At 61.9% G+C, this 17,733-nt stretch carries 22 protein-coding genes and 1 pseudogene; 15 read left to right on the top strand and 8 right to left on the bottom strand.

The window, feature by feature from the left end:
• Positions 1-35: 35 nt before the first annotated feature.
• Positions 36-224 carry a hypothetical protein gene (locus NKH60_RS11785; RefSeq protein WP_352542047.1) on the bottom strand — a complete coding sequence of 63 codons (189 nt, stop codon included), beginning with the start codon at positions 222-224 and terminating at the stop codon, positions 36-38.
• On the opposite strand from NKH60_RS11785, the gene NKH60_RS11780 reads away from it, so the two are divergent.
• Complete coding sequence (locus NKH60_RS11780; protein WP_352872167.1) at positions 223-1,116, top strand: NAD(P)/FAD-dependent oxidoreductase; 894 nt, start codon at positions 223-225, stop codon at positions 1,114-1,116. The two genes, NKH60_RS11785 and NKH60_RS11780, sit on opposite strands and share 2 nt — an antisense overlap.
• Before the next feature lie 730 nt (positions 1,117-1,846).
• Here NKH60_RS11780 and NKH60_RS11775 read toward each other — a convergent pair.
• The 3 genes and pseudogenes from NKH60_RS11775 to NKH60_RS11765 form a co-directional block, all read right to left on the bottom strand.
• The gene (locus tag NKH60_RS11775; RefSeq protein ID WP_352502134.1) at positions 1,847-2,392 is read right to left on the bottom strand and encodes a dihydrofolate reductase family protein; all 546 of its coding nucleotides are present in this window, start codon (positions 2,390-2,392) and stop codon (positions 1,847-1,849) included.
• A 281-nt stretch (positions 2,393-2,673) separates the two neighbouring features.
• A pseudogene (locus NKH60_RS11770) lies at positions 2,674-2,757 on the bottom strand (dihydrofolate reductase family protein); the annotation flags it as partial.
• A 167-nt stretch (positions 2,758-2,924) separates the two neighbouring features.
• Positions 2,925-4,964 (bottom strand): N,N-dimethylformamidase beta subunit family domain-containing protein, encoded by a 2,040-nt coding sequence (locus NKH60_RS11765; protein WP_352872165.1) that lies wholly within the window; start codon positions 4,962-4,964, stop codon positions 2,925-2,927.
• A 225-nt stretch (positions 4,965-5,189) separates the two neighbouring features.
• Here NKH60_RS11765 and NKH60_RS11760 point away from each other — a divergent pair, with 225 nt between their 5' ends.
• From NKH60_RS11760 to NKH60_RS11720, 9 genes are all read left to right on the top strand, one after another.
• Entirely contained in the window at positions 5,190-5,963 is a 774-nt protein-coding gene (locus NKH60_RS11760) for an SDR family NAD(P)-dependent oxidoreductase (protein ID WP_352473450.1), read from the top strand.
• A gap of 80 nt (positions 5,964-6,043) precedes the next feature.
• Positions 6,044-7,366 carry a histidinol dehydrogenase gene (gene hisD / locus NKH60_RS11755; protein WP_352612040.1) on the top strand — a complete coding sequence of 441 codons (1,323 nt, stop codon included), beginning with the start codon at positions 6,044-6,046 and terminating at the stop codon, positions 7,364-7,366.
• Positions 7,367-7,381: 15 nt separating this feature from the next.
• Complete coding sequence (locus tag NKH60_RS11750) at positions 7,382-8,404, top strand: zinc-dependent alcohol dehydrogenase (protein WP_352502217.1); 1,023 nt, start codon at positions 7,382-7,384, stop codon at positions 8,402-8,404.
• 31 nt (positions 8,405-8,435) lie between these two features.
• Entirely contained in the window at positions 8,436-9,167 is a 732-nt protein-coding gene (gene hutC / locus NKH60_RS11745; protein ID WP_352502138.1) for a histidine utilization transcriptional repressor HutC, read from the top strand.
• A gap of 225 nt (positions 9,168-9,392) precedes the next feature.
• Positions 9,393-10,394 (top strand): ABC transporter substrate-binding protein, encoded by a 1,002-nt coding sequence (locus NKH60_RS11740; protein WP_502904858.1) that lies wholly within the window; start codon positions 9,393-9,395, stop codon positions 10,392-10,394.
• 97 nt (positions 10,395-10,491) lie between these two features.
• The gene (locus NKH60_RS11735; RefSeq protein ID WP_352569437.1) at positions 10,492-11,289 is read left to right on the top strand and encodes an ABC transporter permease; all 798 of its coding nucleotides are present in this window, start codon (positions 10,492-10,494) and stop codon (positions 11,287-11,289) included.
• Positions 11,290-11,299: 10 nt separating this feature from the next.
• A complete protein-coding gene (locus tag NKH60_RS11730) occupies positions 11,300-12,082 on the top strand; it encodes an ABC transporter ATP-binding protein (protein ID WP_352451005.1) in 783 nt (260 codons plus the stop codon).
• Between the two features lie 204 nt (positions 12,083-12,286).
• A complete protein-coding gene (locus tag NKH60_RS11725; RefSeq protein WP_051406115.1) occupies positions 12,287-12,688 on the top strand; it encodes a YciI family protein in 402 nt (133 codons plus the stop codon).
• 86 nt (positions 12,689-12,774) lie between these two features.
• Complete coding sequence (locus NKH60_RS11720) at positions 12,775-14,031, top strand: RNA polymerase sigma factor (protein WP_352612043.1); 1,257 nt, start codon at positions 12,775-12,777, stop codon at positions 14,029-14,031.
• An 87-nt stretch (positions 14,032-14,118) separates the two neighbouring features.
• Here the strand turns inward: NKH60_RS11720 and NKH60_RS11715 are convergent, their stop codons facing one another.
• The 4 genes from NKH60_RS11715 to NKH60_RS11700 all read right to left on the bottom strand — a co-directional run bounded on the left by NKH60_RS11715 (position 14,119) and on the right by NKH60_RS11700 (position 15,522).
• The gene (locus tag NKH60_RS11715; RefSeq protein WP_352502141.1) at positions 14,119-14,526 is read right to left on the bottom strand and encodes a PIN domain-containing protein; all 408 of its coding nucleotides are present in this window, start codon (positions 14,524-14,526) and stop codon (positions 14,119-14,121) included.
• Complete coding sequence (locus NKH60_RS11710; protein WP_023676182.1) at positions 14,516-14,746, bottom strand: AbrB/MazE/SpoVT family DNA-binding domain-containing protein; 231 nt, start codon at positions 14,744-14,746, stop codon at positions 14,516-14,518. Before NKH60_RS11710 ends, NKH60_RS11715 begins: the two co-directional genes overlap by 11 nt.
• 108 nt (positions 14,747-14,854) lie before the next feature.
• On the bottom strand, positions 14,855-15,283 hold the full coding sequence (locus NKH60_RS11705; RefSeq protein WP_352612047.1) for a type II toxin-antitoxin system VapC family toxin: 429 nt from the start codon (positions 15,281-15,283) through the stop codon (positions 14,855-14,857).
• Positions 15,280-15,522 (bottom strand): type II toxin-antitoxin system Phd/YefM family antitoxin, encoded by a 243-nt coding sequence (locus NKH60_RS11700; protein WP_352502143.1) that lies wholly within the window; start codon positions 15,520-15,522, stop codon positions 15,280-15,282. Before NKH60_RS11700 ends, NKH60_RS11705 begins: the two co-directional genes overlap by 4 nt.
• A 194-nt stretch (positions 15,523-15,716) precedes the next feature.
• Between NKH60_RS11700 and NKH60_RS11695 the strand changes: the two genes are divergently transcribed.
• The 5 genes from NKH60_RS11695 (at position 15,717) to NKH60_RS11675 (ending at position 17,704) form a co-directional block, all read left to right on the top strand.
• Positions 15,717-16,040: an ArsR/SmtB family transcription factor gene (locus NKH60_RS11695; protein WP_023716560.1), complete on the top strand. Its 324-nt coding sequence runs from the start codon at positions 15,717-15,719 to the stop codon at positions 16,038-16,040.
• Positions 16,037-16,447 carry an SRPBCC family protein gene (locus NKH60_RS11690; RefSeq protein ID WP_352473443.1) on the top strand — a complete coding sequence of 137 codons (411 nt, stop codon included), beginning with the start codon at positions 16,037-16,039 and terminating at the stop codon, positions 16,445-16,447. Before NKH60_RS11695 ends, NKH60_RS11690 begins: the two co-directional genes overlap by 4 nt.
• 71 nt (positions 16,448-16,518) lie before the next feature.
• Positions 16,519-16,911 (top strand): VOC family protein, encoded by a 393-nt coding sequence (locus tag NKH60_RS11685; protein ID WP_352502145.1) that lies wholly within the window; start codon positions 16,519-16,521, stop codon positions 16,909-16,911.
• A gap of 87 nt (positions 16,912-16,998) precedes the next feature.
• Positions 16,999-17,229 carry a hypothetical protein gene (locus NKH60_RS11680; protein WP_352612050.1) on the top strand — a complete coding sequence of 77 codons (231 nt, stop codon included), beginning with the start codon at positions 16,999-17,001 and terminating at the stop codon, positions 17,227-17,229.
• A 4-nt stretch (positions 17,230-17,233) separates the two neighbouring features.
• The gene (locus NKH60_RS11675) at positions 17,234-17,704 is read left to right on the top strand and encodes a DUF1801 domain-containing protein (protein WP_352569221.1); all 471 of its coding nucleotides are present in this window, start codon (positions 17,234-17,236) and stop codon (positions 17,702-17,704) included.
• The last annotated feature ends 29 nt before the right edge of the window (positions 17,705-17,733 follow it).

Here is a 17,733-nt window from a genome sequence, read left to right as displayed (position 1 = left end):
CAAGCTAGCGGGTGGATTTCAACCTGTCCTCCAAATCAAGTTTCCCCGGGCCGCCCGGCGATATCGAATGCGGCATTGTCCGGCCGGCCAACACAGTGATGGGCGACTTTCTCGCCGATGCCGAAGCCCTGCTCGCTGCCCGTCTCGAGCGCGTATCGCTGGACGATATTTCGCGCCAGGCCCAGCCCACTCCCCTCCATCAACAACACGGAGCCCATCACCATGGATGACGTCATCATCATCGGCGGCAGCTTTGCCGGTCTCGCCGGCGCCCTGCAGCTCGGCCGTGCCCGCCGCAAGGTCACAGTTCTCGATACCGGCCTGCCGCGCAATCGCTTCGCCGGCCACTCGCATGGCCTGCTCGGTCACGATCACAAGCCACCGCTGGACATCCTGGCCGAGGCGCGGCAGCAGCTGGCGCGTTATCCCACGATCAGGCTGGTCAGTGCCCGGGCCGACAGCGTCTCCGGCGCCATCGACGATTTCTCCGTCCTCACTGGCGATGGCGAAAGCCTTGGGGCGCGGCGCCTGATCCTGAGCTATGGCGTCGCCGACCAGATGCCTGATGTTCCGGGCTTTGCCGAAAGCTGGGGCACGTCCATCGTACCCTGCCCCTATTGCGACGGCTTTGAAGCCGCCGGCCAGCATTGGGGCCTCGTCTGGTCCGGCCCGCAGTCGCACAATTATGTCAGGCTGTACCACGATTGGACCGACACGTTGACGCTCTTCGCCGATGGTCACGACATTCCACCCGATATCCGGGCCGATCTGGCGCGCCGCAACATACCTGTCGTCGATGGCCGGATCACCGAGATCGCCCATCACGGGGGCCATATCGCCACCGTCAATCTCGATACCGGCCGCAATGTCGCGGTCGACATCCTGTTCGCCCATCCGCGCAACAAGCCGTCCGCAAGCCTGCATGAATCACTGGGCCTCGCCACGGTCGATACGCCCCTCGGCATCGCCCTCAAGGTCGACGAGCGCCGCGAAACTAGCATTCCCGGCATCTACGCCGCCGGCGACCTCGCCAACCCCCTCATGGCCTCGGTCACCCTGGCAACATCGCAAGGCGCGACGGCGGGTATCTCCGCCCAGCAGTCGATGCTGGTTTGAGAGCACAGATTCCCTTCTCCGGTTGCCGCGGGCTATCATATTCTGAAGGTTGCGGGCCGGTGCCACGGAACGCGGGGCCCCTCTCCCCTGAGGGACGTCTTTGGCCGGTCAGCCGTCTCGAAGGGGCAGTTGAGCAAAACGATTCCTAGGCTCAGGCCGGTCCGCAAACGGTCCCAAAAAGACCCACAGGCTTTCCACAGGTTATTCAACCTCCCCCGGCCCCCTCCGGGAAGAAGTTCAGCAAGTGGAGGGCGCGACATTGCACCTTGAACCGTGCTGTCGCGTCCTCGGAGCGGGTGGGTCTTGAGGTGTCCAGTTTATGCTGCCGGGAGTGTCCAGTTTGCACTGCCAGCGGTATCCAGTTCACCTACAAACGGAGAGGGATGGCGCTTGGATGACGCTGCCGCGGCGGGTCGCGTTGTGGCGCGCTGTGCTATGAAAGTTAGTGACGGTACTTTCTTGGTTCGCTGTGAAACCCACCTGAGTTGCCCAAAGTGGGTCGGGAAAAGGCGATCGACTTCGATAGATGCCGAAACCGCACAAAAAATTTTCGTGCTATTTTTCCATTTGAAATCAAGACTGTAACGTTTTGACGGCCCATGGGTCGGCTTCTTGCGCGGCAACGAATAAAAACCTAGCTATATCAATGGCCTAACTAGATTTGGAACAATCGAGTAGGAATGAGCTCAAATTCGGTCCGACGGACGTTAGGGTGTCGGGTGGGTTGTGATCAGGCGGGAACGTACGTCACTCTGATCGCGTCCTCGCCAACCCGGTCGCTGGCCACGAGACGCAGCGGCGGCCGCGGGCCGGCGAAGAATGGCTTGCCGCGACCAAGCACGATGGGACGGAAGTAGAGCCGGTACTCATCGACAAGGCCAAGCTCGGTCAGACTACCCGCAAGCTCCGGTCCGGCGACTTCGATCTCGCCCTCGTGTTCGGCTTTAAGCGCCCTAACGAACCCTTTGAGATCGTCGTCCACCAGCGTCGCGTTCGGCCCGACCGACTTCAGGGTGCGAGAGACGACCCATTTCGGCTGCGCCCGCCAGGCCGCCGCAAAGTCGCGCCCGACCTGGTCCTGTCCTGGCTGACCCTCGTCCCAATAGCGCATTACCTCGTACATGCGCCGGCCGTAGAGGCTGCCGGCGATCCCGCGCACATGGGCGTTGAAGTGGCGATGGAGCGCCTCGCCCGGCATCGGCAGCCCGGGCCCGCCCTCGGCGCCAGCGACATAGCCGTCGAGCGACTGCATCATTCCGAACACAAGCTTCGCCATGCACAGGCTCCTATCGATCGACGACGATCCGAAGGGATCGCATTCATTTATACCTCGCCCTTACTTCGTCGGTTCGTTGGCTGCACACATTCTCTGACCTGTTCACGTTGGCCGGTAAATCTGCGCCACCGCGGCCCCCGGAAAGGCTTTCGAGCTCACCAGCTTGAGAGACATCGGCGTGGCGAGTTCGGAGAACAGCGGCAGGCCTTTGCCCAGCGCCACGGGGCCACCATCAGGGCGAGCTGGTCGACCAGTCCTTGGGCGACGAGACTGCGGGCGAAGCTCACTCCGCCGTGGGCGATGATCGGCTTGCCCTCTTGGGCTTTCAACTTCGCGACTTCCTCCGCCAAGTCACCGCTCGCCACATAGGCCTCCGCCCAACTTTCACCACCGGGCTGCAATTTCGCCGGCTGGTTGCGGCTGAGGCAACTGCCGTCCGCCAGGTGGCGAGAGGCATGTGAGACGAAGCCGGTGCACGCCGACTGATTTGATTTCCCAAGACCGGATACGGGTCTTTCCGTAACGGCGCCAATCAGCTTATCGATTTTTCTCGGCCTGGTTCTCCTTTCGTCGCACCGAGGCGGGTAAGCAGATTGAGCGTGATCCTGCCGACATCGTTCATGGCGCCTGCGGCTGGCAGCGCGCCGCACCAGGCAACCGAGCTTGCGGAAAAGATCAAGCCGCCTGCTGCGAGCTTTCGCAGGGTCATTTCGGCGCAGCGGCGGGCGATGCGTTGCTTATCCCCGCCCTCATACCAGCGCGTCGGATCCTGGAAGAAGCTGTCGGGAAATCCCGTCGCCCGCGCGATCACGACGGTGTCAGCGGAAGTGCCGAGGGCTGGATACGTCGCATCCACTTCGTAGCCCGCGGCACCGCCCAGCACCATGCCGTCGGTGCCGAAGGTCGCATTTTCAACGCCTTCGAACAGCCATGCGCATCCTGCTTCATGGCTTTCCTCAGTGCGCGTGAAGGGGCGTGCGCCATCGAAACCCATCAATGAGATTGCACCGCCGATCAGCGAGAATTCGCCTCGGCCGCGGCAGGGGAGATAGCCGCCTGGTTCGTTGGTGATCGACAGCGCCTGTTCGGCGACAGGGCCGTCCCAGGTGCGGCCGGCCTCCAGCGGCGAGCGCCGCAACTCCATCAGGTCGTCCTTGAAAGCCACAGTGGCAGCAAAGCCGTTTCCGCCGAGATAGGCGATGCTGCCGCCTTCGGCTACAAACTGCCGCAGCGCCTGCTCCATCTCGATCGACATATATTCGGGATGACTGCCGGTGACGACGGCTTGATGTCGACGCAAACCGTCTATGCCGCATTCGTGCAAATCGTGATCGGTCATGACGTCAAACACGATTCCATTGTCGTGGCAGAATCGGAGGAAATGCAGATCGACCGGCAAATTGTGTGGGCAGCCGCAGAGCGGATAGTCGTAATCGTCCCTGAGCGTCACTTTCGGCTTTTTGTAGGAGCAGATGGAAACACCGCTAAGGTCGGAATGGTAGTCGTAAAGGGATTTCAGATTGTTGGCGATCGCGAAGCGATGTCCCCGGTCGTCGCCTTTCCATTCATAAAGATGATCCGGGAGATATTCGTCCGCATAAGCGAGATAGGTGGCCGTCGGCACGAGATACAACAGCGGCGACGAAACCTGTGAAGAGGTGACGAAGAACACCACGCGTTCGTAGCCACCCTCCCATTCGGCCTGGAACGCGTAGACGCCTGGGTGTGCGTTTTCGGGGATCGTCACGCGGTGCGAGACCGGCCACTCAAGCGGGCCGATGTCGTCGTCGTGGCAATGGATAGCGTCGTAGTGCGACGGCACCAAGCGAGGCTCGAAGCTCGATCCGTCCCAGCGTGCCGAAGTCACGCAGAAGGCTGGCTGATTGATCACGTCGAGGAGCAACGGATCTGCTCCGCCCGACGTCAGGATCGCCTGCGTTGGTAACAGCGTCGGGAAATCCCAGGCAACAGTCCCCTGTGGGGTGTCGAGCCGGATCGCAGCAAATTTCGCGTTGAGGGTAGGTTCGTGGTTGGTGGCGCTTGCGCCGAAATGGATGTCGTGCGCCTGGAGGGTCCGCTCAGGGCCGGCAAAACCTTCATGGAGTTCGTAAGGCGCGAGACGGTCATGGGATTTGATGCGCAGGCGCAACTGCTCCTGCCGCAGGTCCAACTCGACAGTGAGCCACACACCAGTTGGCGCCTTCTTCTCGACAAGGGTTTCGCCGCCGATTTCCACGACAAATGCGCCGTCGCGGAGGCGCAGCCCGAGGGCGCCTGCTTCCAGGATCGTGCGCGCACCTTCGTTGCGCGTGAGGAACAGCTCGAAACGTATGTCGTGGACGGCTTGTACTTTGGCCAGTTCGCCGGCTCGCACGAACAGGAACGACCCTTGGTCGAAATGCCGACGCCGTGCTTCACCTACCGTTTCGATGGGCCAGGCGAGAAATTCCGGAACCGGCTTGTCGAGCCGGCAAATTCGTGTGGCCTTTATCGGCCGGTCGCATGACAGGCTGAGGGTGATCCGCTGGCCTGCTTTGGCACTCCAGGGGGTTGTATAGCCGACCACGCTCATCGCGTCGTGGTTTACTGCGCGCTTCATCTATCCCTCCCGATGAACTCCAGATGGGCTGGGGCGAACCGCGTAGACCGGTCCGATGTCGGCCAATGCGCTGCCGCTCTGACAAGCAGAGTTCCGCATGGCGCACTACGGCCATGATGTACATGCTTGTATAGATAAGCTGCATTCGGATAGTCTCGACGCGATCGGTCCAAGCGCGACATTACCAAGGAGGATGACATGCGCAACGCATCTCTCTTCGATCTGTCAGGCAGGAAGGCGCTTGTAACCGGCGCAAGCCGTGGCATCGGGCGCAGCATCGCCGAGGCGCTCAGCGCGGCCGGCGCCGACGTCGCGGTCGCGGCGCGCAGCGTGGCCTCGCTCGAGAAGACGATGGCCGCCATCCGCACCGCCGGCGGGGTCGCGCACGCCGTCGCCCTGGATGTCACCGATGTCGACCGCTGCCGGGCGGCGACAGCCGAGGCCGGCAGCCTGCTCGGAGGTCTCGATATTCTCGTCAACAATGCGGGGGTGGAAGAGGTCCGGCCTTCACTCGATGTCGACGAGGCCTTGTGGGACCGGATTGTCGATACGAATCTCAAAGGCGCCTTCTTCTGCGCCCAAGCCGCCGCGCGGCAGATGAGAGACGCCGGGCGGCCCGGCGTCATTATCAATCTCTGCTCGCTGACCTCCGAGGTTGGGGTTCCCACGGCGGTGCCGTACGGCTCGTCGAAATCAGGCCTCCTCGGCATGACGCGGGCGCTTGCTGCAGAGTGGGCCGATCTCGGGATCCGGGTCAACGCCATTGCGCCTGGCTATTTCAGAACAGCGATGACAGACGTGTTCTACAGCAACGAGGCATGGCAGCAATCGATGCTCGCCAAGATTCCGCAGCGCCGTTTTGGTGATCTCTCGGACCTGCACGGAATCGCGGTGTTCCTCGCTTCGGATGCGGCAGCCTACATAACCGGCCAGTCCATTCCCGTGGATGGAGGCTTTCTCGCATCGATTTGAAGGCTTCAGGGGCCGGAGACGTGTCCCAGAAGTGATCGACAAGCGCTAATCGTAATTGCGTTCTAACAAAAGGAGCCGCCATGTCTGACGTCAGCTTCCACCGCCTGTCATCCCTCAGTGTCGATCAGCGGGCCAGTTTACTGAAACGCGCCGAAGGAGATCTGTCTTCCTTCATCGAAAAGGTCCGTCCAATCATCCAGGCCGTCAAGGATGAAGGTGACGCGGCACTGCTCCGGTTTGCACGCGAACTCGACAAAGCCGATGTTGCCGACGGTGGACTGAAAGTTTCGGAAGCGGAGTTCGACGCGGCATTCGACAAGGTCGACAAGGACGTCGTGGAGAGTATCCGGTTCGGCATTGAGAACATCCGGCATTTCCACGAGGAGCAGCGCCCGGAAACGATGTGGCTCAAGGAAGTTCGGCCGGGCGCCTATGCGGGCGACCGATACACACCGATTGCTTCCGTTGCGCTTTATGTTCCGCGCGGCAAAGGCGCCTTTCCCTCGGTGACGATGATGACTTCGGTTCCGGCGGTGATTGCCGGGGTTCCCCAGATCGCGATCGTGACGCCTGCGACTTCGGATGGTTCCGTCGACGCCGCGACGCTGGTTGCTGCCCGCATCGCCGGCGTGGAGACCGTGTACAAGTGCGGCGGCGCCCATGCGGTCGCCGCCGTCGCCTATGGGACCGAGACTGTGAAGCCTGCCGTCAAGATCGTCGGGCCGGGGAGCCCCTGGGTGGTGGCGGCAAAGAGCGTGTTGTCCCCGATCATCAACACAGGTCTCCCCGCCGGTCCTTCCGAAGCGATCATTTTTGCCGATCACAGCGTCGACGGCGGCCTGGCTGCTCTTGACCTGTTGATCGAGGCCGAGCACGGGCCGGATTCCTCGGCCTACCTGGTGACGCACAGCCGCAAGGTCGCCGAAGCCGCATTGATTGCGATACCGGAACATTGGTCCCGGATGAGCGAACAGCGTGTGGAGTTCTCGCGCGCGGTGCTGACTGGAAGGCGCGGCGGCATCGTGCTGACCGAGTCGCTGGAGGACAGCTACCGGTTCATCAACGACTATGCGCCGGAGCACCTCGAGATTCTGTCAGCGGAGCCATTTGCGCATCTCGGACGTATCACGGAAGCTGCCGAGATACTCATGGGTCCGCATACGCCGGTGACCCTCGCCAACTTCGTCCTGGGACCCAATGCGGTGCTGCCGACCAGCCGGTGGGCGCGAACCTTTGGACCGCTTTCCGTGACGGATTTCGTCAAGAGATCGTCGGTCGGCTATGTGACCTCGGCGGCCTATCCGGAACTCGCCCTGCATGCCCGCAGGCTCGCCCGCTACGAAGGATTCAGCTCGCATGAGAACGCGGTTTCGGAGATCCGCGATCGCTATCTCGCCGGCTGAGCGGAAACGATGACGATGAGGGCGGCGCGGCTCCATGGACCCGGCGACCTGCGCGTCGAGGATATCGCCGCGCCAGGCGCTCCCGAGCCAGGCTGGGTGAAGCTGAGGGTCGATGCCGCAGGCATTTGCGGTTCCGATCTCCACAACTTCCGCACGGGCCAATGGATAAGCCGATCGCCTTCCACGGCCGGCCATGAGCTGACAGGCACGGTGATTGCCATCGGCGAGGGCGTGGATACCGTCGGTGTTGGCGACCGAGTGGTCGCCGATTCCCGTTTCTGGTGCGGAGAATGCGCGCAATGCCATGCAGGCAAGCGGCATCTTTGCACGTCGCTGGGCTTTGTCGGCGAGATATGCGACGGCGGATTTGCCGAACAGGCGGTCCTGCCCGCACGCCTCCTGCACATCGTCGATGCCGTGCTTGACGAACGGGTCGCGGCGATGGCCGAGCCGCTGGCTGTAGCGTTGCACGCAGTGCGGCGTCTGCCGAAAACGGCCGGTTCCGTTCTTGTCGTCGGCTGCGGGACCATTGGCGGGCTTGCCGCACTGCTGCTTTCCCGGACATTCGCAGGTACCGTGCTCGTCGCCGACCGCAATCAGGGCCGCTGCGCCCGCGTGGCGCGGGTCACCGGCGCCAGCATCGTCGATTTGAACCGGAACGCCATCGCCGCCGCCACCGCGGATGCCCCCTTGCTCGCTGCCGTCGAAGCGACCGGCAGCATCGCAGCACTCGGCCAGTTGCTCGGCGTTCTCGACGCCGGCGGCACCGTTGCGATGGTCGGCATATTCCACGGCCGCCTCGATATCGATCCCAACATCCTGGTTGAACGCGAAATCGCATTGCTGGGATGCCACGCCTTTGCCGATGAGCTTCCCGACGCCATCCGGATGCTCGGCGAATTGACCGAGCCCATGGTCGAACTGATCGACCGGGAGATCGGCCTGGATGATGTTCCCGCAGCCTATAAGCGGTTGTTGGCGGGACAGGGCGATGGCTTGAAAACAATCATCCGGATGCGGTCTGCCGGGCGCGTGTGATTTCCGAACCTTGCCGGAAAGGATTTTTGTAATGATCACTTTGCCCGACACCGCCAGCCCTCTTTACGAGAAGGTCAAGGACTACATCCTGACGAATATCGGAACGGGGCGATGGAGCAAGGACCGCAAGCTGCCGTCCGAAAATGAATTCGTGGCGACACTCGGCGTGTCTCGGATGACGGTCCATCGTGCCTTGCGGGAGTTGACCTCTGCGGGTTTTCTGATCCGGCTCCAGGGCGTCGGCACATTCATCGCGCCGCCTCGACCGCAATCCGCACTGATCGAGATCAACAACATCGCGGCGGAAATTGTCGCGCGGGGAAACAGGCATCGCTCCGAGGTTATCGTCCTCGAAAAGATCACGCCGACAAAGGAGCTCGCGCTTTCGTTTGAGTTTGCAAAGCGCGTGTCGGTCTATCATTCCATCGTCGTCAACTTCGAGAACGACCTGCCTGTGCAACTGGAAGAGCGCTTCGTCAACCCGGGCCTGATACCCGACTATGACAAGCAGGATTTTTCCAAGACAGCGACCTACGACTACCTCATGCAGAAAACCCCCGTGACGGAGGTCGAGCACATCATCTCGGCGACCCCTGCCGATGCCGAGACGGCGCGGTATCTGGGCATCGACGTCGGCAGCTGCTGCCTGTTTCTGCATCGCCGGACATGGACGGGCGCCGTCGTTGCCACGATCAGCAAGCTGACTTACGTTGGCAGCCGCTACTCGCTTGGCAGTCGATATTCTCCATCCAAAAAAACCTGATCGCAGTGAAGCGAATCAGAGTCGGAAGGAGCGGGCTAACTTGTATATGCATGTATGTATTTAGCCTTGACATCCGCTGTTGCTGACGTTGAAGTGTCGTCGCACTTTCGTTGAACGAACAGCTAAGATGCCGAGGCACGGTGCCGCAAGAGCAGAAGCCCGCATTCTCACCAGGCCGGATGTTTGGTTCAAAAAAGCGGCCTGATCATCAAGGGGAACAAGATGATGCGTAACCTAGCAGGACAATTTCGGGCACTCGTTATGGCTGCTGCCGTCGGGTTTGCCCCGGCGGTCTACGCGGCCGACACGACAATTCCGGCGACGCCTGAGGCAGGAACATTCAAGATCGGTATCGAGCCATGGCTTGGCTACGGCCAGTGGCACATCGCCGAAGCCAAGGGTCTGTTCAAGGCAAACGGGCTGTCCGACGTGCAGATCGTGAACTTCGCCGAGGACAAGGACATCAACGCCGCCCTGGCGAGCGGCCAGCTCGATGCCGCCAACATCGCGACCCACACGGCTATGGGCATGGTTGCGGCCGGCCTGCCGGTGAAGATCGTGCTTCTGCTCGACGTCAGCATGACGGCGGACGCCATGATCGCCGGCAAGGACATCGCCTCCGTCGCCGACCTCAAGGGCAAACAGGTGGCTTTCGAGGAAGGCACGACGAGCGACATCCTGCTCAAATACGCGCTCGCCAAGAACGGCATGTCCATCGCCGATGTCCAGCCGGTTCCAATGCCGGCGGCGGATGCCGGCAGTGCGTTGATCGCCGGCCAGGTCCCGGTCGCGGTTACCTATGAGCCCTATCTCACCGCGGCCAGGGCACAGAACAAGGACGTCAAGCTGCTCTTCACCGCAGGCGAAGATCCCGGCCTGATCAGTGACGTGTTGGTGGTGCGCGATGAGGTGATCAAGTCGCGTCCCGGCCAGGTGCTTGCCATGATCAAAACCTGGGATGCGGCCCTGAAGGCTTACAATGCCGACACGCCCGACGGCCGGGCGATCATCTCCAAGGCGGTTGGTTCGAGCGTCGAAGACCTCAACACCGCCTTTGATGGCGTGCGTTACTATACTCTCGCCGAAAACAAGGATGCGCTGACGGGCGAATTTTCCACCAAGACATTCGCCGATGTCGAGGCAGCCGCCAAGAACGCCGGGCTGCTTCAGGCGGACGTGACGCCGGAGCAGATGATCGACCCGTCATTCGTCAAGGCCGCGAAATGACGAGGGCCGGCTCGCGGTGGTGACGCAAATGTCCGAGCAGCGTGCGACCAAGCCAAGCCCGTCTCACGCAGCGCCGGGGCAGGTGATCAAACAGCCGATGCGCCGTCGCCGATCCTCCGGGATCGGCGCGCCCATCGCACGCTCGCGCTTCCTGATGATAGCAGTGGCGGTTTTTGCCGGCCTCGGCCTCGCCTGGTGGGCGGCAACGGGGTTGGGGCTGGTAAAGCCGATTTTCCTGCCCTCGCCGGGGAGCGTGGTGACCCAGCTCGGCAAGCTCTCGGGTGACGGCACGCTGTGGCTGGATCTCAGGACCTCAATATACCGTATTTCTGTTGGCTTCCTCATCGCCTCGGCATTGGCGATTCCGATTGGCGTGCTGATCGGCAGCTTCAGGACTTGGGAAGCGGCGATCGAGCCGCTTGTGGATTTCATCCGCTACATGCCGGTGGTCGCTTTCGTGCCCCTCTCCATCCTGTGGTCGGGGACCGGCGATGCCCAGAAGTTCCTGATCATCTTCATCGGCACCTTCTTCCAGCAGGTGCTGATGATCATGGACAATGTGAAGCGGGTTCCCGCTGATTTCATCGGCCTTGGCAGGACGCTCGGCCTGCCGGATCGCAGGATCCTGACGCGCATCGTGGTTCCCAGCGCCTTGCCAGGCATCTGGGATACGTTGCGCATCAGTCTCGGCTGGGCATGGACCTGGCTGGTGTTGGCGGAACTTGTCGCGGCGACATCAGGGCTCGGCTACCGCATCACCGTGTCCCAGCGTTATTTCCAGACAAACACCATCATCGGCTACATCTTGCTGCTGGGCGTGCTTGGCCTCATCACCGACCAGGTCATGAAGGCACTGGGAAAAGTGCTGTTCCGGCAGGAGGGCCACGTGCAATGAGGCCGGGCCGATGAGTTTGCCCAAATTGCGGATCGAGGGTCTCCACAAGAGCTTCGGCACGGGCGCGCGGCGCACGGAAGTGCTGCGCGATATCAATCTCGATCTTGCCGACAACGAGTTCGTGTCGCTGGTGGGCACGTCGGGTTGCGGCAAGAGCACGCTGCTGTCGATCGTTGCCGGACTGCAGGATTTCGACGCGGGAGATCTTGCCATCGATGGCGCGCCGATCCTGCAGCCGGGCCTCGACCGCGGCGTCGTCTTCCAGTCCTACACCCTGCTTCCCTGGCTGACGGCGCAGCAGAACATCGAGTTCGCCCTCAAGGCCGCGGGTCATGATCGCGCGACCTGCCGCAGGATAGCACGCGAGCATCTCGATCTGGTCAAGCTCCCTCACAGCGCCAATCGTTATCCGTCTGAGCTTTCGGGCGGCATGAAGCAACGGGTGGCCATAGCGCGTGCTCTTTCCTATCGACCCAAAATGCTTCTGATGGACGAGCCCTTTGGCGCGCTCGATGCCTTGACCAGGCATCAGATGCAGGAACTCCTGACGCAGATCTGGGAGGAGCACAGGCTCACCGTGCTCTTCGTCACCCATGATGTGGAAGAAGCCGTCTACCTGTCGGACCGCATCGTCGTGATGGGGATCGGCCCAGGACGCATCATGCAGACCTTCAATGTCGACATCGAGCGCCCGCGCCGGGAAGAGGTCATGGAAACCCCGGCCTTCATGGATTTGCAGCGCAGCGTGCACAAGGCGATCCGCGAGGCCTCAAAACGTCCCGAAATGGTTTAGGCGGGCCACTCAATTACTTACAATCGGCGACCAGCGTTGCGCCCAATCTCGATATCGCGCCATCGCGATTCCTGACCAGGGGAGCCGCGATCGGCGGCTTCTCCTCAACCTCGAAAAAAATTTGCAGGACAATGTCGATTTCCTAAACTCCGTTCGTCGTTTCGATGCCGGGCCGGTGAGTCCGGCTCAACAAGGAGACAGACGATGCGTGTGATGGTGCTCGTGAAGGCTACCGAGGACAGCGAAAAGGGCTTTGTCCCCACGCCCGAGGCGAAGGAGGCGATGGAGGCGATGGGCAGGTTTAACGACGAGCTGCGCAATGCCGGCATCTTGCTCGACGCCGATGGCCTCAAGCCCTCCTCGCAGGGCAAGCGCGTTGCCTTCGATGGCCCCCGCCGGACGGTCATCGACGGGCCTTTCGCCGAGACCCGCGAACTGGTCGCCGGCTTTTGGCTCTGGGAAGTCAAGGACATGGACGAGGCGGTCGCCTGGGTGAAGCGCTGCCCCAATCCCATGCCGGGACCGAGCGAGATTGAAATCCGGCCGCTGTACGAGATGGCTGATTGGCAATGGGAATCTGACGCCGGAGGTCACGGAAATCCATGACCGGACGCGCGAGAAGCTCAGCGGCAACTGAACCTGTCGGCCGCAACCTGCTTTGCCTTCGTTATGGCTTTGGCCGATAAGGCAGCATGACGGCAGGCGAGACGCAGCAGGCGATCGAGGCGATTTTTCGCATTGAACGGGCCCGGCTCATCGCGGGCCTGGCCCGCCTCGTGCGCAATGTCGATCTTGCAGAGGAACTGGTGCAGGACGCCCTCGTCATAGCCCTATCCGAATGGTCCAGGACCGGCGTTCCGGCCAATCCTGGCGCTTGGCTGATGACAGTCGCCAAACACCGCGCCATCGATGCGATCCGTCGCGACAAGATGCGCGAGCGCAAGCATGAGGAGATCGCGCGGGAGCTGGACGGCGAGTGCGACGGTACGGCCGAGGGAAACGAAATAGCCATGAACAACGATCTTGGCGACGAACTGCTGGGCCTCATCTTCACAGCCTGCCACCCCATACTTTCGGCCGACGCCCGCGCGGCCCTCACGCTGCGTGTCATCGGCGGCCTGACGACGGACGAGATCGCCCGTGCTTTCCTGTCGAGCGAGGTGACGATCGCCCAGCGCATCGTCCGCGCAAAGCGGACGATCGGAAAGGCCAGGCTCAGCTTCGAGGTGCCGCGCGGCGCCGAGCGTGCGGCGCGTCTGTCCTCGGTGCTGGAGGTCATCTATCTCATCTTCAATGAAGGCTATGCCGCCACGGCAGGCGACGACCTTGTCCGGCCGAGCCTGTGCCTGGAGGCACAACGGCTCGGCCGCATGCTGGCGGGGTTGATGGCCGAGGATGCCGAGGTGTTCGGCCTGCTGGCTCTGATGGAAATCCAGGCATCGCGCCTGCCGGCACGCATCGGGCCGGACGGCGCCCTCTTGACCCTGACCGAGCAAAACCGCGCGCGCTGGGACCAGCTGCTGATCCGCCGAGGCCTTGACGCGCTGGCCCGTGCGGAAGCCCTCGGGGGCGATGGCCCCTATGTGTTGCAGGCCGCGCTTGCAGCCTGTCACGCGCGGGCGCGCAGTCCGGCCGACACCGACTGGCCCCGCATCGCAGCGCTCTACGACCGGCTGCGTGCAGTGATGCCCTCGCCGGTGGTCGATCTCAATCGAGCGGTCGCCCACAGCATGGCCTTCGGGCCCGAAGCGGGCCTGCGGCTGGTAGACGAGATTGCCGACGCCGCCGCCTTGCGCAATTATGCGCCATTGCCGGCGGCGAGAGGCGATTTTCTGTTTCGGGCCGGCCGGCTGGCCGAGGCCCGCGCCGAATTCGAGGCTGCGGCCAAGCTCACCCGCAACGTGCGCGAAGCGGCCTTTCTCCTCGCCCGCGCAGACGCTTGTGGTTGACAGCATCGCTCTCCGTGCCCGACGCGCCGCTCGGCAACATCGAAAGCCGCCAGTTCGCTCCCGGCCAGCCCCCTTCAATGAGCGTGATCAGCTCGCAACGCGAAAGGGATTAACGATGCGCAAGCCTTCGTCGAGCGCCATTCCGTGCTGCATGTCCTCTGACCAGAGTGTATCGCAGCCAGCGTGAACCGCCGCGGAGGCGATCATCGCTTCATAGGTGGAAAGGCCGTACCGCTCGGCGAGCCTCAATCCTGTTTCGTGGGTCTCGTGCGTGAGCGGATGAACCGTCAACAGGCCGCGCAGCGTGGTCAGCAGCGCATGCGTGTCGTCCCATGACATTTGCATCTTCCGACGCGCGACATTGGTGAGTTCATTGAGAACCTGCACGCTGATCGCCCCGCCATCGGCGATGACCGCCTCGGCCCGATCCGCCTTCGCCGTGTCGTCTGACGCGATATAAAGAAGGACATTGGTATCGAAAAAACTAGCGGGCATTTGCCTCGTCCCGATCGAATTTGAAGTCAGCGGGAAGCCGACCGCGGAAGGCGCGGAGACGCTTCAGCAACTCCTCACGCCCGGGCTTCCGCGCGACGCCAAGCTGGCGGGCGTCAGCGACATGGATTTCGATCTCATCGCCTTCCCTGAGTTCAAGCGCTTCGACCACAGCGGCGGGAAGGCGGACCGCAAGACTGTTTCCCCATTTGGCGACCTGCATGCCACTTCCTCTCTTAGATATACGCTGGGAGAAATGTATATCCACAAGTCGTCAAGGGTCAAGAATTGCAGCCAATAGGTGTGTTCATTTTGGAGGAGAGGGCCTCGATCATGCCATCAACTGCGTCGGCACGCCGAGAATCGGTCCTGCCTCGGCGAGCCGCTGGTCGAGGGTCCACACCGTGGCGCCATGCTCCGATGCCGTCGCGAGGTGCAGGGCGTCGCCAGCACGAAGCCCGAGGATATGCTGATCGGCGAATTTCGCGGCGACCCGAAAATGCCCGCCCGTCACCGGCAGCACGGTGAAGCTCTCAGCGACAAGCTTATTGAACATCGCGAGCGCTGCCGCGCGTTGATCCAGGTCGATCTGTCCGGTCCGAAGCTTGACCGCCATGGCGGAGGACATCTCGGTGATGGTCCAGTCGCTGATCACAAGTTGCGCAGGGTCCTGCTCCGCCAGCCAGCCCTGAACGCGCGCGGTCACGGCTTCGTTGGATAGCGCCGCGATGATCAGCGAAGTATCGAGATAGGACGTCAATAGCGATCGCCATCTCGCATCGATCGCACCAGATCGGTGGCAGCCTGAGCCTGCAGAGACATGGTTGCGGTCAGGGATTGGAGCAGGACGGCGTCGATCCGTTTGCGAGGGCGGGCCACGGCCGTGAGCCTGGCGACCGGCTTGCCACGCCGGGTTATGTCGATCGAGTCTCCAGCTTCAACCCGGTCGACGAGCTCACTCAGATGTGCCTTGGCGTCCGCCAGATTGACTGCATCCATGTCACGCTCCTGACCATGTAGATGGTCATGTAGCGCATAACGCGTGACAATTCAAGTGCAGAGCACGGCGAATAAGCAACTGGCTGCGTGAGCGAAGCAGGTGACCTGCAACGAGAATTATGCCGCTTCCCGCTTGACTCACACATATCCCGGCGGTTATACATCGATCAATAGCCGAAGAGTTATCGATCCCAATGCCAAACGCTCACGATGTACTCTTCAGAACGCTTGCCGATCCGACTCGGCGCGCTATTTTTGAGCGGCTGTGTCGCGAAGGAGAGCAGACGGTCGGGGCTCTGACGGCTCAGGCCGGAATTTCGCAACCGGCCGTGTCAAAACATCTCGGCGTTTTGAGGCAGGCCGGGCTCGTGCGCGACCGCCATGCAGGGCGACAGACCCATTATAGCGCGCAGCTTGCTGCGCTTGCCCCCCTGATTGACTGGACAAGCCAGATGACCGGGTTCTGGCAGAGCCGGTTCGACGACCTCGAAGACCTGCTCAAAAGGATGGACCAGTGAACCGAACGTCGACCGAAACGCTCTCCGTCGTTGTCGAACGGGAAATCGCTTATCCGCCCGAGAAGATCTGGCGCGCGCTCACGCAACCACACTTGATCGAGGAGTGGCTCATGAAAAATGACTTCAAACCTGTCGCGGACCACCGTTTCAATCTTCACGCAGACTGGGGCGCTGTCGAATGTCAGGTGCAGACGGTCGAGCCGAACAGAACACTGACTTACACGTGGGATACCAAGGATCTCAAGAGTGTCGTCTCCTGGACCCTCACCCCCACGAGCACCGGAGCCCGCTTGCGCATGGAACAGTCGGGCTTCCGGCCGGATCAGCAGCCTTACTTCCGGGGTGCCAAAGTCGGCTGGCCGAGGTTCTTTGACGATCTGGAGCAGGTTCTGGCGCGGACGGACTGAGATCCGCTGGGCTATCCAGGCAAGGGCTCTGTTACAGAGCGACATCACGAGGCGACAATGGAGGCAAGCCAATGAAGATCAAGTTGGCCAAAGTATACGTGGACGACCAGGAAAAGGCACTGGGCTTTTACACCGAAACGCTCGGCTTTACCAAGAAGGCCGATTTCAGCAATGGGCCGTTTCGCTGGCTGACCGTCGCATCACCCGACGAGCCGGACAGTGCCGAGCTGCAACTCGCGCTCAATGACAACCCCGCTGCAAAGACCTACCAGCAAGCCATTTTCCAGCAGGGCCAGCCCGCGGTCATGTTCTTCACCGATAACGTCAAGGGCGACTACGAGCGCATCAAAGCGCGCGGCGCCGAGTTCACGATGCCGCCGACCGAAGTAACCGGCTCGACCATCGCCCAGCTGAACGACAACTGCGGCAATCTCGTTCAAATCACCCAACTGGCGCGCTGGTAAAGCATGCGTTCAGTGGCGTGGCTGCCCGGCGGGAGTCGCCAAACGGGCTGCCCGATCCGCTTCGGTTGGTCTTCAGAGGAGGTCTCAATGGATTGGAACAAATGGGTTCGGCAGATCCACCGCTGGCTGTCGATCATCTTTGCGGCGGTCGTCGCCGCCATCTTCATCAGCCTGGGAGTAGGCAAGGAACCCGCCTACTGGGTATACCTCTTGCCGCTGTTTCCACTCTGCTTGCTCCTGCTTACCGGACTGTACATGTTCGTGCTGCCTTACGCTCCCAAGTGGCGCAACGCAGGGGGCACCGGCGCATTGGAGTGACCGCATGGCCAACAAGACGTCCATCAAGTCAGCGGCGGTCGCGAAGAAGCCCGCCGCCAAGCCTGCAGCCGCCAAGCCGGTCCTCCTCGCAGGCGGCAACCCGCAGATCCCGAAGGGTGATGGTGACGCTCCCGTGCAGGCCTACATCGCGGCCATGCCGGGCTGGAAACGCGACGTCGGCCGCCGCCTCGACGCACTCATCGAGCGCAACGTTCCCAACCTGCGCAAGGCCGTCAAATGGAACTCGCCCTTCTATGGCGTAGAGGGTCAAGGCTGGTTCCTCAACTTCCATTGCTTCACAAAGTACATCAAGCTGGCTTTCTTCCGCGGCACGTCGCTGCATCCTTTCCCTCCAGGCGAGTCCAAGCACAAGGACGTGCGCTACCTCGACATCCGCGAGGACGACCAGCTCGACGAAGCTCAACTCACCGACTGGGTAAAGCAAGCCAGCCAGTTGCCTGGCGAGCGAATGTGAGTGGAATGCCAGTCATTCCCGCAAACCCG

Source organism: Mesorhizobium sp. M1006 (genome assembly GCF_040318825.1).
Lineage (GTDB): Bacteria > Pseudomonadota > Alphaproteobacteria > Rhizobiales > Rhizobiaceae > Mesorhizobium.
Note: the sequence above shows the minus strand (reverse complement) of the source record. Positions and strands in the feature narration are given on the sequence as shown.

What these genes read in the sequence shown, in the direction of transcription:
- NKH60_RS11780 (WP_352872167.1), top strand. Translation starts at nt 223, where the DNA reads ATGGATGACGTCATCATCATCGGCGGCAGCTTTGCCGGTCTCGCCGGC.
- NKH60_RS11785 (WP_352542047.1), bottom strand. Translation starts at nt 224, where the DNA reads ATGGTGATGGGCTCCGTGTTGTTGATGGAGGGGAGTGGGCTGGGCCTG.
- NKH60_RS11775 (WP_352502134.1), bottom strand. Translation starts at nt 2,392, where the DNA reads ATGGCGAAGCTTGTGTTCGGAATGATGCAGTCGCTCGACGGCTATGTC.
- NKH60_RS11765 (WP_352872165.1), bottom strand. Translation starts at nt 4,964, where the DNA reads ATGAGCGTGGTCGGCTATACAACCCCCTGGAGTGCCAAAGCAGGCCAG.
- NKH60_RS11760 (WP_352473450.1), top strand. Translation starts at nt 5,190, where the DNA reads ATGCGCAACGCATCTCTCTTCGATCTGTCAGGCAGGAAGGCGCTTGTA.
- hisD (WP_352612040.1), top strand. Translation starts at nt 6,044, where the DNA reads ATGTCTGACGTCAGCTTCCACCGCCTGTCATCCCTCAGTGTCGATCAG.
- NKH60_RS11750 (WP_352502217.1), top strand. Translation starts at nt 7,382, where the DNA reads ATGAGGGCGGCGCGGCTCCATGGACCCGGCGACCTGCGCGTCGAGGAT.
- hutC (WP_352502138.1), top strand. Translation starts at nt 8,436, where the DNA reads ATGATCACTTTGCCCGACACCGCCAGCCCTCTTTACGAGAAGGTCAAG.
- NKH60_RS11740 (WP_502904858.1), top strand. Translation starts at nt 9,393, where the DNA reads ATGCGTAACCTAGCAGGACAATTTCGGGCACTCGTTATGGCTGCTGCC.
- NKH60_RS11735 (WP_352569437.1), top strand. Translation starts at nt 10,492, where the DNA reads ATGCGCCGTCGCCGATCCTCCGGGATCGGCGCGCCCATCGCACGCTCG.
- NKH60_RS11730 (WP_352451005.1), top strand. Translation starts at nt 11,300, where the DNA reads ATGAGTTTGCCCAAATTGCGGATCGAGGGTCTCCACAAGAGCTTCGGC.
- NKH60_RS11725 (WP_051406115.1), top strand. Translation starts at nt 12,287, where the DNA reads ATGCGTGTGATGGTGCTCGTGAAGGCTACCGAGGACAGCGAAAAGGGC.
- NKH60_RS11720 (WP_352612043.1), top strand. Translation starts at nt 12,775, where the DNA reads ATGACGGCAGGCGAGACGCAGCAGGCGATCGAGGCGATTTTTCGCATT.
- NKH60_RS11715 (WP_352502141.1), bottom strand. Translation starts at nt 14,526, where the DNA reads ATGCCCGCTAGTTTTTTCGATACCAATGTCCTTCTTTATATCGCGTCA.
- NKH60_RS11710 (WP_023676182.1), bottom strand. Translation starts at nt 14,746, where the DNA reads ATGCAGGTCGCCAAATGGGGAAACAGTCTTGCGGTCCGCCTTCCCGCC.
- NKH60_RS11700 (WP_352502143.1), bottom strand. Translation starts at nt 15,522, where the DNA reads ATGGATGCAGTCAATCTGGCGGACGCCAAGGCACATCTGAGTGAGCTC.
- NKH60_RS11695 (WP_023716560.1), top strand. Translation starts at nt 15,717, where the DNA reads ATGCCAAACGCTCACGATGTACTCTTCAGAACGCTTGCCGATCCGACT.
- NKH60_RS11685 (WP_352502145.1), top strand. Translation starts at nt 16,519, where the DNA reads ATGAAGATCAAGTTGGCCAAAGTATACGTGGACGACCAGGAAAAGGCA.
- NKH60_RS11680 (WP_352612050.1), top strand. Translation starts at nt 16,999, where the DNA reads ATGGATTGGAACAAATGGGTTCGGCAGATCCACCGCTGGCTGTCGATC.
- NKH60_RS11675 (WP_352569221.1), top strand. Translation starts at nt 17,234, where the DNA reads ATGGCCAACAAGACGTCCATCAAGTCAGCGGCGGTCGCGAAGAAGCCC.